The sequence below is a fragment of the Streptomyces sp. KL116D genome (assembly GCF_030766975.1).
In the GTDB taxonomy this organism is placed as follows: Bacteria; Actinomycetota; Actinomycetes; order Streptomycetales; family Streptomycetaceae; genus Streptomyces; species Streptomyces longispororuber_A.
In genome coordinates, this window is sequence record NZ_JASERH010000082.1 from 37,212 (window position 1) to 50,749 (window position 13,538).

Genomic DNA, 13,538 nt, shown 5'->3' on the forward strand with positions numbered 1-13,538 from the left:
CCCGGCGTCTGACGCCGCCCGCCGAGGCAGAGCGGATCAACACCCCGTGGGCGTACGGGAGACGAGAAGGTCAGACGTCCCGCGCCGCCACCGCCGCCTCCGCCGCGATCCGCGCCACCGCCGCCGGCCCCACCCGGCAGCAGCCGCCGATCAGCCGGGCCCCGGCGCGCCGCCAGTCCTCGATCAGCTCCGGCGCGAACGTGGCCCGCCCGGTCCAGGCCCGCGCCCCGGCGTCCCACTGTTCACCGCTGTTCAGGGTAGACCACGACCGGCTTGCCGGTGACGCAGGGCCGCGGTCCGCACGGCCGCCTCGAGCGTCCCGCGGGGCGCAGCAGTTGACCCCGACCGCGACGATCTCGTCCACGTCGGCGGCGAGCGCGAACGCCTCCTCCAGGGGCTGCCCGGCGCGGGTGTGCCCGCCGTCGACGCTGTACGACAGCCAGGCCGGCACCCCGAGTCCGCGCACCGCCCGCAGCAGGGCCCTGGCCTCGTCCGCGTCGGGCACGGTGCTCCAGGGCCAGCGCGTCGGGTCCGGCCGCCGCGAGCACGTCGAGGCGCGGCCGGTGGAAGGCTTCGAGCTCGGCCACGGTCAGTCCGTAGCGGCCGCGGTACTCGGACCCGTCGGCGAGCATCGCCCGTACGGTCCCGCGGACGCGGCCACCCACAACGGCCGGTCGGTGCCGGACTCGCGGGCCGCCGTACGTGCCAACTCGACGCTCAGGGCCATGAGTTCGGCGGCCCTGGCGTGGCCGATGCCGTGCGCCGCGAACCCTCGAAGGTGGCCTGGTAGCTCGCGGTGATGGCGACGCTCGCCCCCGCCTCGTAGTAGGCGCGGTGTGCCGCGACGACCGCCTCCGGTGCCTCGGCGAGTGCCCGGGCGGACCACAGCGCGTCACCGAGCTCGCACCCGGCGGCGGCCAGCTGGTTCGAGAGGCCGCCGTCGAGGACGGTGATGCCGGGGCCGGCGAGTGCCGAGGAGAACGGGACGGTCGCGCTGCTCATGCCGTCGACGCTAACCGATGCCCCGGCCGGGTGCTGGTCAGGTGCTGGTCAGGTGTCGGTCGGGCGCCGGTCAGGCGTCGAAGGCCGTCGCACGGGAGACCTTCTCCCACGCCGCGACCTCTTCGCGCACCGCGTCCAGATGCCCGACCACCGCGTCCACCCGTCGTCACCGAGCGGCAGCCGCAGCGGCGTCGCGTCCGAGGCGAGCGCCGCGATCACCGTCGCGGCGGCCTTGGCCGGGTCGCCCGGTTCGGCGGCGGCGCGGGTGTGCTCCTCCATCATGGTGCGGGTCGCGCCGACCGTGTCCGCATAGTCGGAGGAGCCGGAGTGTCCGCGGCCCTCGGGCAGCGAGGCGCTGGCGCTGAGGTTCCCCATGAAGTTGGTACGGAAGGCGCCCGGCTCCACCACCAGGACCTTGATGCCGAGCGGAGCCGCCTCGTCCCGCAGCGCCTCCGAGAAGCCTTCGAGGGCGAACTTCGTCGCGCTGTACGCCGAGACGCCCGCGAAGGACATCTGCCCGCCCATGCTGCTCATCTGCACGATCGCCCCGGAGCGCCGCCCGCGCATGTGCGGCAGGACGGCCCGCACCAGCGCGGCGGGACCGAAGAAGTGCAGGTCGAACAGGCCGCGCAGTTCCTCCTCCGTGGTCTCCTCCGCGGCGCCGACGTGCCCGCGCCCCGCGTTGTTCACCAGCACGTCGATCCGCCCGTGCCGCGCCACGACGTCGGCGACGACCGCGGCGGGGGCGGCGGTGTCCGTCACGTCGAGGCGCAGCGCCTCGACGCGGCCCCAGGGTGCGCCTCGACCAGATCGGCCAGGGACGGCCTCGGGCCGGCGGGCCGTGGCGACCACGACGTCTGCCCGCGGCGACGGCCGCCGTCGCGAAGGCGCGCCCGAAGCCGCTGTTCGCCCCGTGATCGCCAGACTTTGCTCATCGTCGGACCTCAACTCGTGGACGGGCGCCGGGACGTGTCCGCCCGGCGATGCCTCCAGGCTTCCGCGTGCGGCCGATGGCGTCAAGACCTCTGTCATCAGCCGACGGCTATCGTTTCCTCATCGCCGCGCCGCCACCGCTGCCCACGCCACCGCCGCCGATACCGCTGCCGACGCCGCTCAGGGCTTGAGCGCCACGGCGCCGTAGATGCTGATGTCCTCGTCCCGTACGTCGCCGATGCCGCACCGCGCCGCCCGCTCCAGTCGAGGCCCGCCAGGTCACTCGGTTTCCACCGGGGTCGGCGTCCACGGGCCGTCCGGGCGCCAGTGGTGCACCGGGACGACGCCCGGGTCCAGGCTCCAGGCCGTTGTCCGTGAAGAACCGCAGCACCTCGGCGCGGCTGCGGAGCGTGAACGGGAGACCCGTGGCCTTGAGGCCGGGCAGCAGGTTCTCGGGTGGAGGTCGGCGGTGAGGTGGCTGAGGACACGGCGCTGCCCGACGGCAGGGCGCCGAGCAGCGTCGCCGCGATCTCGTACGCCGCCGGTGCCTCCACGAGTGCAGGATCGCCGCGAGACCGAGGCCCACCGGGCGGTCCAGGTCGAGGGTGGCGCGGGCGTCGGCGAGGATCGCGTCCGGGTCGCGCAGATCCGCGTCAGAGTAGGCCGTCCGGCCTTCCGGACCGCCGGCCAGCAGCGCACGGGCGTGGGCGAGGACCACCGGGTCGTGGTCGACGTACACGACCCGGGTGTCCGGGCGACGCCCTGCGCGATCTCGTGCACGTTCGGGCGGGTGGGCGAGGCCGGTGCCGACGTCGAGGAACTGGCGCAGCCCCACGTCACGCGTCAGGTGCAGCACCGCACGCCGCATGAAGTCGGTTGTGCCGCACGTCGAGGTAGCCGCGCGGATTGCGCTCCAGGCCGCGGGTGGCCGCCGCCCGGTCGACGGGGTAGTGGTTCTTGCCGCCGAGCAGGGCGTCGTAGACCCGGGCGGAGTGCGGGCGCGGGCTGTCGATGCGCTCCGGAGGCGACGGCCGGCCTCGGTGGCGGTCGGTGCCGCGTGCGTCCGAGCGGTGCGCTGTCGGTCATCGGGAGTTCCTGTCGCGTCGGCGGTGCACGGAGCGTGGCGGAGGAGGTGGTGCGCGCGGGGCGCGCGGGCGCGGACGTGCGCGCGCTCACGGTCGCCGTTGACCTGTGCTCTCAACTCGCTGCCCGAAAGCCCGTTGTGCGCCGATGTCGCCGACATCCGTGTCACGCGCGCTACCGTGGAACGCGTGGACACATCCCTCAGGAGTAGCCGGCTCGCTGCGCAAGGCCGTCGTCGTGTATCTCGGCGGGCTGCGCCTGCTGCTGGTCAGGCGCAGTGAGACCGAGCGTTTCCGCGCGCGGCGTGGGGTGTGCCCACTGCGGCAGCTGGAGCCGGGGAGAGTCCCGAGGACGGCGTGCTGCGGAGCTGAAGGAGGAGACCGGTCTGCTCGGCTCCGTGCTGCGCAAGGTCGGCGAGTCCTTCTTCGTGTGAGCGAGCACCGGGGCCGCGAGGTCAAGAACCGCCAGGACAGCTTCCTGGTGCGCCCGCTGAGTACCGGCGTCGTCCTGCCGCGCACCGACCAGGCGGCCGAGTGGCTGACCCCCGCCGCCCTGGGCACCGTCGACGCTTACCGACGACCGCCAGCCGGGACATCGTGGCGCAGGCCCTCCCGTACTCTCTGTACGGCGACGCCGGCCGACGGGACGCCGACCGACGGCGACGCAGGCCGCATCGGCGCCGGCCCAGGGCGTCACGCGGTGGCGATCAGATCGGCCAGCGCCTCCAGTTCGCGCACGTACTCCTTCACACCGAGCGGCGTCTTCGGGACCGCCGGCGCGTGCCGTCCGCGTCCGCGCCGAGGAACACGTCTCAGTGTGCCGCCGCCGCTCCGCCGTCTCCAGGAAGAGCGTCACCGTCGGGTACGGCGCCGTGCTCCACGCCCGGTGCAGGGTGTGCGCCGGCAGGGCGTCGCTGCTGCCCGCCGCGTACTCGGCGACCTGTGTGACGCCGCAGCCGGGCCGGGCCCGCCGGTTCCAGCAGCCAGTCCGCGCTCCGCTCGGCCAGCGACTCCTGGTAGCGGGCGGCCGCCTCGCCGCCGGCCGGCGCGTCCGCGTACAGCTCCATGCGCAGTGCGCCGCGCACGATGCGCGAGGCCAGCGGGAGCGGTGGTTGTGGATGTCCTCGGGCTGCGCGCGCCGGATGCCGAGACGTGGGCGCGCAGCATGTGCTGCGGACCGTCGTCGATGAGCAGCAGCTTGTCGAAGCCGAGGACGTGCCGTACGAGAGCCGCGCACAGCCGGCCGGGTCACCGGCGCCCGCCGCGAGGTCCCGCACCAGCTCCAACAGCCGCTCGCGCCCAGTTCGGCGACGACGTCCTGCGCCGCCGGGCCAGTCCGGCCTCCGTCGCGGTCACGTCGAGGCCGTCGGCGGGCAGCCGCCGCGCCGAGGTCACAGGGTGACCGCCCACTGCCAGCTCCAGGGACGAGTACTTATGGCTCATACATCCATAGGGCATGGGAGCGCAGCGCGGAAAGACCTTGATAGGTCATCCATATCGGCCGCCGCGGCCCGCCCGCGTCGTCCCTGACCCAGGTCCATGTGCCGATCCGTCTGGCCGCGCCACACGGCGAGTCGCCGCACCGGCGAGCAGCTCCCGCCACACGCGCTCGGCGTCGGCGGTGTGCGCGACCTCCGCGCGCCGGGCGTCAGCAGCGCGCGGATCAGCCAACTGGCCGTGAAGTGGCGGACGTTCAGGACCTCCTCGCGGTCGGGTTCGTCCGCGTGCGGGGGCGGCGCACCTCCTCCCGCAGGTTCTCCAGGTCCAGGCAGCTGTCGTCTGCGCCGGGTCCGGGCAGGCGAGCAGCCAGCGGACGCCGCCCTCGCGGGCCGCGCGCGCCGCGTCGCTCTCCTCGCCGAGCACCCGCGCGGTGCGGTCGAGCGCCACACGGCCTGCGCCGTGTGCAGCGCCGACGGCGGGCCCTGCGGGGCGGCCAGGCGGTGAGCCCCAGCGGGGCACGCTCCGCGCGCGCCGGGTCGGGACGGCGCCCGCGACCAGGACGTCGCGCAGCGTGCGCAGCCGGTCCCGCTCGCCGGGCACCGCGCGCAGCATGCCGCGCAGCACCGTCGTCACGACGTGCGTCAACTCGTAGCCGCACGGTCGTGTTCGGGGTGAAGGCGGCCGCGCATCGATCGGCCTCCGCCGCGATCCGGTCCGGGTCGGCGCCCGCCTGGCCAGCGCGCCGAGCACCAGCGCGCGTCACCTCGGGCCGGGTGCGTGCCCTGGGAGCGGGCCGACCAGCCGCCCTCGGGCAGCCGCAACGCCCAGAGCGTGCGCACCAGTTCACCCGTGCTCAGCCGCCGTCGGAGCGGGCCAGGTCGAGCGTCAGGTGCAGTCCGTAGGCGGTGCCGGTCGGGGTCGGCTCGACCCGGCCCGGCTCGCCGAGCGAGTGCGGCCAGCCGACGAGCCGGACCCCGCCGGCCGGCCGTCGGCGCTGATCAGTTCCTCGGTGAGCGTCCGGTACGTCGCCGCGGTCAGCGCGGTGAGCCGGCCGTGGTGCGTCGACCCCGCGGCCACCTGCCGGGCCCGCGCCGTCTGCTCGGCCTGGCGCGCCCGGACCAGGGCCGCGGCCAGCCACACCGCGACGCCCGCGCCGACTCCGCCCGCCGCCGCGATCCCGTACCGCGCGGCCTCCGCGGACAGGCCGTCCGGCAGCAGTCCGTACAGCGTCTGGAAGACCAGTGTACGCGGCGGCCGCCGCCCCGAATCCGCCCAGCCAGCCCACCAGGCGCTGGGGCGGCGAGCACCCGGCGGACGCGGGCGGGGGAGCCGGGCCGGGGCGAGCGCGGACTCGGCGGTCGGCGGGGATTGCGTTCAGCTGCTGCTGCGACAACGGTCGGACTCCCTCCCCCAGGGCTCCACTTGGGTCACGAACGACTCAAGTCCCTCCAGTCTACGGCGGGTTGGAGCACGTCGCAGGTGCTTGCGCACGCGGTTTTGGAGCGCACGCTTCAAAAGCGTGTTAGCGTCGCCTCCGTTATGAAGCGCACGCTCCAGAACGAGGGCGTGCGGTCCGCGTCGACCGGGAGGGGGAGGCTCAGTGCCGCTCGCCGTCTACGTCCTTGGCCTCGGCATCTTCACGCAGGGCACCTCGGAGTTCATGCTCGCGGGACCGCTGCCGGGCATGGCCGCCGACCTGGGGTCTCCGTCCCCGACGCGGGGCTGCTCATCTCGGCCTTCGCGCTCGGCATGTCGTCGGCGGCGCCGCCGCTCGCGGTCGCCACCTCTGCGCCGCCGCGCCGCACCACGCTCGTCGCGTTCCAGGCGGTCTTCGTGGCCGCGCACGTCGTCGGCGCCCTCGCCCCGGCTACGCCGTGCTCTTCTCGCGACCCGGATCCTCGGCGCCCTCGCGTACGCGCCGGGTTCTGGGGCGTGGCCGTGGCCACCGCCGTCGCCCTCGTCCCGGCGGACGCCAAGAGCCGCGCGCGGTCTGCCCTGGTCGCGTGGCGGCTCACCCCGCCACGATCGTCGGCGTCCCCGCCGGAACCGTCCTGAGCGGGCACGCCGGCCGGCGCGCGGCGCTCTGGGCGGTGGCCGCGGCGACCGCGGTCGGCCTCGTGTGCATCGCTCCTCGCGGTACCGGCCGACCGCGGCCCAGGGGGAGCGGCCCGGCTCCTGCTCTGGTCCGCGCCGAACTGCGCGGCATGCGCCGCGGGGCCCTGTGGCTGTACCCACGCCGTCACCGCCTGCACCTTCGGCGCGGTCATCGTGACCTTCAGCCATCTGGCGCCGCTGCTCACCGACGTCACCGGGGTCCCCGACGCCTGGGTGCTCCTCGCGCTGCTCGCGCTCTTCGGGGCGGTGCGGGCTGCTCGGCCCTCGTCGTCGGCGGCCGCACCGCGCACGCCCGGCCGCTGGCCACGCTCGCTGCTCGGCGCCTCGCCGTAGATCTCGGCGCTGCTCGCGCGTGCCGCGCTAGTCGCGACGGCGCTCGTCGTCGTCCTCGTCCTCCTGCTCGGCGCCGCCGGATACGTCACCAACCCGGCGCGCTCCAGTCGCGGGTGTTCACGCTCGCGCCCGGCGCGCCACCCTCGTCGGCGCCGGCAACACCGCTCGCCTTCTCAACATGGGCGCAACACCCTCGCGCCCCTCGCTCGGCGGCGCCACCATCGACGCGCCGGGTTCGGCTACGCGTCCGTGGCCTGGGTCGGGGCGGGGCTCGCGGCGGCCGGGCTCGTGTGGCGTGGGCCGCCCGTCTCGAGCGCGCGGCCCGGGGTTTCGCGCCAGTGCTCCAAAACTCTAGGGTGACGGCATGGCGAGGCCACGGCAGTTCGACGAGGAGCGGGTCATCGGCGCGGCGATGGACACGTTCTGGCGCCACGGGTACGAGGGGACCTCCACCCGCGACCTGTGCGACAGCACCGGCCTCGGCCCCTCCAGCCTCTACAACACCTTCGGCGGCAAGCGGCAGCTGTACCTGCGCGCCCTGGAGCGCTACCACGACACCGCCACCGCCGGGCAACTGGAGATCCTCGCCGGACCCGGCACCGCCCGGCAGCGGCTGCGCGCCCTGATGGTGCACGACGTCGACACCGACCTCGCGGCCGCGACACGGACCCGCACGGCTGCTTCGCGATCAACGCCGCGATCGAGGCGGCGGCCCTCGACCCCGACGTCGACAGAAGGTGGTGCGCCGCACCTTCGACCGGGTCGAGGACGCGATCCGCACGGTCGTGGCGCAGGGGCAGGACGCGGGCGAGTTCCGCGCCGACACCGACGCCAGGACCCTGGCCCGGCAGGTGCAGAGCGCCTACTACGGGCTGCGGGTGCTGAGCCGGGTCCAGGACCGCCGGGCGCACTCGCTGTCGACGGTGCGGGCGACCCTGGACGCGCTGGCCGCTCCCGCCACGGCCGCACCGTGAGGACCAGCTTGCCGGTCACCCGCCCGGTCTCGCCCTCCGCGTGCGCCTTGGCGCGCCCGGCCAGCGGATACGTGCGCTCGAGACGTGCACCCGCAGCTTCGGCCTCGACGAGCTCGCCACCGCGGCCATGCCCGCCTGATCGTGCTCCACGAGCATGTCCGTGGCCCGCACCCCAACTCGGCGGCCCGCTCGGTCACTTCACCGAAGCTGCCCGGCAGGATCGACACCAGGATGCCGCCAGGACGCAGCACCTCCAGGGAGCGCAGCCGCTCCTCGCCGCCTCAGCGGATCGAGGACCACGTCGACGTCCTTGACCTCCTCGACGATGTCCGCCGTGCGGTAGTCGACGACCTCGTCCGCGCGCGACCGCGCACGAAGTCGTGCTTGGCGGCGGACGCCGTCCCGATGACGCACGCGCCGCGCGCCTGGCGATCTGCACCGCGACGCGGCCCACGCCGCCGGCCGCCGCCGCACGCACCCGCTGCCCCGCTGGCTCCACCCGGGCGACGTCGACGAGCGCCTGCCACGCGGTCAGCGCCACCAGCGGCAGCGCCCCCGCCTCGACGTGGCTCAGCCCCGCCGGCTTCGGCACGAAGGCGCGCGGGCCCGGCCACGTACTCGGCGTGCGAACCGGCGCCGTACGGGTACGGCAGCATGCCGAAGACCTCGTCGCCCGGCGCGAACAGCGCGACGCCGAAGCCGACCTGCCTCGACGACGCCCGAGACGTCCCAGCCAGCGTGTACGGCGAGCTCGCCAGGAAGAGTCCGAGGCCGCGGTGCCTCCAGTCGGTCGGGTTCACGCCCGCCGCGTGCGCCGCGACGAGGATCTCGGCCGACGCCCGGCACCGGCCGCTCGACCTCCGTCCGCGGCCAGCACCTCGGGCGCGCCGAGGGTGTCCTGGCGGACGGCCTTCATCGTGTTCTGCGTGGTCGGGGAGTTCTGTGCGCTCTTCGTGGTCATGGCACCAGCTTGCGGTGCGCCTCTGACCTGGGCAATGGCAAGATGGTCAGTAAGCGATAGGATCGTGCCATGAGTGCTCACGTGGTCGCCGTCCTCGCCTCGACGGGTGTACCCGTTCGAGCTGGGCATCCCGAACCGGCCTTCCCGCTGGTGCCCGGCGCGTACGAGGTGGTGACCTGCGCGGCGACGGACGAGCGCACCGTCGCCACCGACGCGACTTCACCATCACCGTCGAGCACGGGCCCGAGGCGCTGGAGCGGGCCGACACGGTCGTCGTGCCGCCGTACAGCCTGCGGCACCTGCAGGCGGAGGAGCTGCCGGCGCCGGTGCGCAGCGGCGCTGGCCAGGATCCGGCCCGGCACCCGCATCGTGTCGATCTGCACGGGCGCGTTCGCCCTGGCCGCGGTGGGCCTGCTCGACGGCCGCCCCGCCACCACCCACTGGGCGCTGGCCGACTCCTTCCGCCGGATGCACCCGCGGGTCGACCTGGACCCCGAGGCGGTGCTGTTCATCGACGACGGCGACCTGCTGACGTCGGCGGGCGCCGCGTCCGGCGTCGACGTCCGCCGCACATCGTCCGCCGTCCGACCACGGCAGCGCCGTCGCCACCAGCGTCGCTCCGGCACTGCGTCGTCCTCCAGCCTGGCGCGACGGCGGCCAGGCCCAGCACATCGAGCAGCCGCGCCGGAGGCGGCGCCAGCGGCACCGCCGGCACCCGCGCCTCGCGCTGGAACGGCTCGAACGGCCTTTGAGCCTGCGGGAGTTGGCCGAGCACGCCCGGATGAGCTCGCGCGCACCTTCGCCCGCCGCTTCCAGGAGGAGACGGGCACTCAGCCCCGGCCGCTGGCTGATCCAGCAGCGGGTGCACCGGGCCCGGCACCTCCTGAGTCCAGCGACCGCCGGTCGACCGGATCGCCGCGGAGGTCGGCTTCGCCACGGGCGCGCCGCCGCTGCCAGCACCTGCATCGCGGCGATCGGGGTGTCCAGGCCTACCGCAGGATCGTTCCGCCGGGCCCCCGCCGAGGTGTGACTAGCGCTTCTCCACGTCGGCCGGGTCCCAGCGCTCCAGGTCCCGCAGCCACGCCTTCGCCGAGCTGTCGGACGGCATCCGCCAGTCGCCGCGCGGCGACAGTGAACCGCCGGCGGACACCTTCGGCCCGTTCGGCATCGCGGACCGCTTGAACTGGGCGAACTGGAAGAAGCGGCGGCAGAAGTACTCCAGCCACTGCCTGACTCTCCGCCAGGTCGTACGCCGTGCGGTCCTCCTCCGGGAAGCCGGGCGGCCACGCGCCCGCCGCGGCGTCCCGCCAGGCGTGCCACGCCAGGAACGCGATCTTCGTCGGCCGGAACCCGTACCGCAGCACGTGGAAGAGCGTGAAGTCGTGCAGCGCGTACGCCGATCTTCGACTCGGTCGACTGGAGCTCCTCGCCCGGCACCAGCTCGGGGCCGATCTCCGTGTCGAGGATCGCGGTGAGCGTGCGGCCGGTCTCGTCGTCGAACTGGCCGCTGCTGACGACCCAGCGGATCAGGTGCTGATCAGCGCTCTTCGGGACGCCGCCGTTGACGCTGTAGTGGCTCATCTGGTCGCCGACGCCGTACGCGCACCAGCCGCAGCGCCAGCTCGGACAGGTCGCCGGTGCCGAGGACGATGCCGCCGCGCTGGTTGGCCAGCCGGAACAGGTAGTCGGTGCGCAGCCCCGCCTGCACGTTCTCGAAGGTGACGTCGTAGACCGGCTCGCCCGCGCCGAACGGGTGGCCCATCTCCTTCAGCATCAGCGCGCGCGATGTCCGTGATGTCCAGCTCGGCGGCGGTGACGCCGAGCGACTTCATCAGGGCGTGCGCATTGCTCTTGGTGTGGTCGCCGGTGGCGAAGCCGGGCATCGTGAAGGCGAGGATGTCGCGTGCGCGGCGGCCCGCCCGGTCCATCGCGCGGGCGGCGACGATCAGCGCGTGCGTCGAGTCGAGACCGCCGGAGACACCGATGACGACCTTCGCCCGCCGATCGCGCCGAGCCGTTGCTGCAACCCGGCTGACCTGGATGTTGTACGCCTCGTAGCAGTCCTGGGCGAGCCGCTGCGGCGTCGGCCGGCACGAACGGGAACCGTTCGAGACGGCGGCGCAGCCCCAGGTCACGGCCGGTGGGCGGGTCGAGCGTGAAGGCGATCTGCCGGAAGTCGCGGGCGCGGTCCGTCGCGTGAGTGCGCCGGTTGTCGTCGAAGGTGCCCATCCGCATCCGCTCCTGCCGCAGCAGGTCCAGATCGACGTCGGCGACCGCGAACCGTCGTCCAGCGGGACACCGCTCGGTCTCGGCGAGCAGCACCCCGTTCTCGTAGATCATGGTCTGCCCGTCCCAGGACAGATCGGTCGTGGACTCGCCGAGCCCGGCCGCCGCGTAGACGTAGGCGGACAGGTAGCGCGCGGACGACGAGCGGCACGGGCAGCAGCGTGCGGTCCTCGGCGCGGCCGACGGTGATCGGGCTGCCCGAGCAGGTTGAGGACGACGGTGGCGCCCGCGAGGGCGGCCTCGGCGCTCGGCGGCACCGGCACCCACATGTCCTCGCAGATCTCCGCGTGCAGCACGAGCCCGGGCACGTCGGCGGCGGCGAACAGCAGGTCCACGCCGAACGGCACGTCCGCGCCGCCGACCCGGATGGTGCCGCCGCGCTCGTCGTCGCCCGGCGCGAGCTGGCGCCGCTCGTAGAACTCGCGGTAGTTCGGCAGGTACGACTTGGGGCCACGCCGAGGATCCGCCGCGGTGCACGACGACCGCGCAGTTGTAGATCCGGTTGCGGTGGCGCAGCAGGGGCGCCGACCACGAGCACCGGGAGCAGCTCGGCGACCCGGCGACGACCGTCGCGAGGGCCTGCTCTGACCTCGTCGAGCAGCACGTCCTGGAGGAGCAGGTCCTCGATGGAGTAGCCGCACAGGCCGAGCTCGGGGAAGACCGCGACGGCCACCCTTCGTCGGCGCAGTGGCGGCCCTGGCGCAGGACCGCCTCGGCGTTGGCGTGCGGATCGGCGATGGCGGCGTGGGCGCCGGTGCACGCGGCGACCCGCGCGAAACCTTGGGCATAGATCGACCGGAAGTTCACCGATCCATCATGTCAACCGGGCCTGCCCGGTGCGCGCCGGGGCCCGGTGATAACCGGTGGCCAGCCCCGACGCCGTCCGCCACAGTGCCTCCCATGAGCGCCGAGACCCCCGCGTCCACGGGAATCCCCGGACGCGCCTTCTGCCCGGCCTCGAACTCTCCCGGATCCTCTACGAGGAGGTGCGCCCGGTCCTCGACGCCGCCTACCCGGGTCTCGCGTACGCGGCCGCCCGGGTCGGCTCCGGCTCGGAGGTGCTCGTTCGACACGGCCCGCCGACGGACCACGAGTGGGGCCCACGGCTGAACCTGTTCCTCGCGGACGCCGACGCCGCCGCGCTCGGGCCCGCGATCCGCGAGCTGCTGGCCGAGCGGCTCCTAGCACGTGCGCGGCTGGCCCACCCACTTCCGCACCGACGCGGGCAGCGAGCTCGACCCGGTCTCCGGCCACATGACGGCGACCGACGGGCCGGTCGACCACCGGGTCTCGGTGGACGGCACCGGGAGCTGGCTGCGGCGCCAGGTGGGCAGCGCCACCGCCGAGTTGGGCCCGGCCGACTGGCTGGCCGTACCGCAGCAGCGGCTCCTGGAGACGACGGCGGGCGCCGTCTTCCACGACGGCCCCGGCACCCTCACCGCGGCCGCGCCCGGCTCGCCCGGTACCCGGACGAGGTGTGGCGCCATCTCGCTGGCCTGCCAGTGGCAGCGGATCTCCCAGGAGGAGGCGTTCGTCGGGCGCCGCGCGGAGGTCGGCGACGACCTCGGCTCGGCCGTCGTCGCGGCCCGCCTGGTCCGGGACCTGATGCGGCTCTGCCTGCTCGTCGACCGCCGCTACGCCCCGTACGCCAAGTGGCTCGGCACGGCCTTCGCCCGGCTGCCCGTCGCCGGACGGCTGACGCCGGTCCTGCGCGGCGCGCTCGCCGCGACGACGTACCCGACCGGGAGAGCAGGCTGCGCGAGGCGTACGAGACGGTGGCCGCGCTGCAGAACGCCACCGGCCTCACCGAACCGGTCGACCCGTCCTGCCGTCCCTACCACTCCCGCCCCTTCCGGGTCCTGCACGCGGACCGCTTCGTACGGGCCCTGGCGGCGACCGTCACCGAACCGGCTCCTGCGCGACCGGCCGTTGACGGGCTCCGTGGACCAGTGGGTCGACAGCATCGACCAGCTTGACCTCAAGTCGACTTGAGGTACCAGAGTGATCCGCATGACCACCGACACCAGAACCATCACGGCCGAGGACGTCACCGCATCTCGAGGACGTCGTCGCCACCGTCGAACGCACCCAGCGGGACAAGGACGCCGAGGGCTTCCTCGCCCTGTTCCACCCCGACGCCCTCTGGACGACCGCCCACGGAAAGGTCCTCATCGGCTTCGACGCGATCGCCGACTTCACCCGCGCCGTGCTGCCGAACGCGAGCTGGGACGGCGACGTCAGCTACGAGGTGGTGCACGCCCAGCTGCTGGCCCCCGACGTCGCGGCCGTCAAGGTCCGCCAGGTGTACCACTCACCGGACGGCGACACCGAGGGCGCTCCGCTCTACGTCAGCGACCCGGCAGGACGACGGCCGGTGGCTGCTGCACGCCGCTCAGAACACCTGAGGTGCAC

The 13,538-nt window shown here is 74.4% G+C and carries 9 protein-coding genes and 8 pseudogenes; 8 read left to right on the top strand and 9 right to left on the bottom strand.

Annotated elements, in window-relative coordinates:
• Positions 1-70: 70 nt before the first annotated feature.
• The 4 genes and pseudogenes from RBJ77_RS31330 to RBJ77_RS31345 form a co-directional block, all read right to left on the bottom strand.
• A pseudogene (locus tag RBJ77_RS31330) lies at positions 71-727 on the bottom strand (homocysteine S-methyltransferase family protein).
• Positions 718-1,002 (bottom strand): homocysteine S-methyltransferase family protein, encoded by a 285-nt coding sequence (locus RBJ77_RS31335; RefSeq protein ID WP_372348055.1) that lies wholly within the window; start codon positions 1,000-1,002, stop codon positions 718-720. Before RBJ77_RS31335 ends, RBJ77_RS31330 begins: the two are co-directional and overlap by 10 nt.
• Positions 1,003-1,072: 70 nt before the next feature.
• Positions 1,073-1,937, bottom strand: a pseudogene (locus tag RBJ77_RS31340) (SDR family NAD(P)-dependent oxidoreductase).
• 107 nt (positions 1,938-2,044) lie between these two features.
• A pseudogene (locus RBJ77_RS31345) lies at positions 2,045-2,948 on the bottom strand (SAM-dependent methyltransferase).
• 374 nt (positions 2,949-3,322) lie between these two features.
• On the opposite strand from RBJ77_RS31345, the gene RBJ77_RS31350 reads away from it, so the two are divergent.
• Positions 3,323-3,451 carry a hypothetical protein gene (locus RBJ77_RS31350; protein ID WP_372348056.1) on the top strand — a complete coding sequence of 43 codons (129 nt, stop codon included), beginning with the start codon at positions 3,323-3,325 and terminating at the stop codon, positions 3,449-3,451.
• A 378-nt stretch (positions 3,452-3,829) separates the two neighbouring features.
• Here RBJ77_RS31350 and RBJ77_RS31355 read toward each other — a convergent pair whose 3' ends face one another.
• The 3 genes from RBJ77_RS31355 to RBJ77_RS31365 form a co-directional block, all read right to left on the bottom strand.
• Positions 3,830-4,102 (bottom strand): hypothetical protein, encoded by a 273-nt coding sequence (locus RBJ77_RS31355; RefSeq protein ID WP_372348057.1) that lies wholly within the window; start codon positions 4,100-4,102, stop codon positions 3,830-3,832.
• A gap of 403 nt (positions 4,103-4,505) precedes the next feature.
• A complete protein-coding gene (locus RBJ77_RS31360) occupies positions 4,506-5,102 on the bottom strand; it encodes a hypothetical protein (protein WP_372348058.1) in 597 nt (198 codons plus the stop codon).
• A gap of 240 nt (positions 5,103-5,342) precedes the next feature.
• The gene (locus RBJ77_RS31365) at positions 5,343-5,597 is read right to left on the bottom strand and encodes a hypothetical protein (protein ID WP_372348059.1); all 255 of its coding nucleotides are present in this window, start codon (positions 5,595-5,597) and stop codon (positions 5,343-5,345) included.
• A gap of 609 nt (positions 5,598-6,206) precedes the next feature.
• Here RBJ77_RS31365 and RBJ77_RS31370 point away from each other — a divergent pair.
• The 4 genes and pseudogenes from RBJ77_RS31370 to RBJ77_RS31385 all read left to right on the top strand — a co-directional run bounded on the left by RBJ77_RS31370 (position 6,207) and on the right by RBJ77_RS31385 (position 7,879).
• Positions 6,207-6,512, top strand: a complete 306-nt coding sequence (locus RBJ77_RS31370; protein WP_372348060.1) for a hypothetical protein — start codon at positions 6,207-6,209, stop codon at positions 6,510-6,512.
• Positions 6,513-6,725: 213 nt separating this feature from the next.
• The gene (locus RBJ77_RS31375) at positions 6,726-6,905 is read left to right on the top strand and encodes a hypothetical protein (RefSeq protein ID WP_372348061.1); all 180 of its coding nucleotides are present in this window, start codon (positions 6,726-6,728) and stop codon (positions 6,903-6,905) included.
• 412 nt (positions 6,906-7,317) lie between these two features.
• Positions 7,318-7,428 (top strand): annotated as a pseudogene (locus tag RBJ77_RS31380) (TetR/AcrR family transcriptional regulator); the annotation flags it as partial.
• 154 nt (positions 7,429-7,582) lie between these two features.
• Positions 7,583-7,879, top strand: coding sequence for a TetR family transcriptional regulator C-terminal domain-containing protein (locus RBJ77_RS31385; RefSeq protein ID WP_372348111.1), 297 nt, complete (start codon positions 7,583-7,585; stop codon positions 7,877-7,879).
• Here the strand turns inward: RBJ77_RS31385 and RBJ77_RS31390 are convergent.
• Positions 7,872-8,795: pseudogene (locus RBJ77_RS31390) on the bottom strand (NADP-dependent oxidoreductase); the annotation flags it as partial. The gene RBJ77_RS31385 and the pseudogene RBJ77_RS31390 sit on opposite strands and share 8 nt — an antisense overlap.
• A gap of 114 nt (positions 8,796-8,909) precedes the next feature.
• On the opposite strand from RBJ77_RS31390, the pseudogene RBJ77_RS31395 reads away from it, so the two are divergent.
• Positions 8,910-9,338: pseudogene (locus RBJ77_RS31395) on the top strand (AraC family transcriptional regulator); the annotation flags it as partial.
• 532 nt (positions 9,339-9,870) lie between these two features.
• Here the strand turns inward: RBJ77_RS31395 and RBJ77_RS31400 are convergent.
• A pseudogene (locus RBJ77_RS31400) lies at positions 9,871-11,933 on the bottom strand (NAD(+) synthase).
• 381 nt (positions 11,934-12,314) lie between these two features.
• On the opposite strand from RBJ77_RS31400, the gene RBJ77_RS31405 reads away from it, so the two are divergent.
• Together RBJ77_RS31405 and RBJ77_RS31410 are read left to right on the top strand one after the other, a co-directional pair.
• Positions 12,315-13,118, top strand: coding sequence for a DUF4037 domain-containing protein (locus RBJ77_RS31405; RefSeq protein ID WP_372348062.1), 804 nt, complete (start codon positions 12,315-12,317; stop codon positions 13,116-13,118).
• Positions 13,119-13,185: 67 nt separating this feature from the next.
• Positions 13,186-13,531 (top strand): annotated as a pseudogene (locus RBJ77_RS31410) (SgcJ/EcaC family oxidoreductase); the annotation flags it as partial.
• Positions 13,532-13,538 lie beyond the last annotated feature (7 nt).

Bases quoted from the DNA above. Each gene is read 5' to 3' on its own strand.
- RBJ77_RS31335 (WP_372348055.1), bottom strand. From the start codon at position 1,002: ATGAGCAGCGCGACCGTCCCGTTCTCCTCGGCACTCGCCGGCCCCGGC.
- RBJ77_RS31370 (WP_372348060.1), top strand. From the start codon at position 6,207: ATGTCGTCGGCGGCGCCGCCGCTCGCGGTCGCCACCTCTGCGCCGCCG.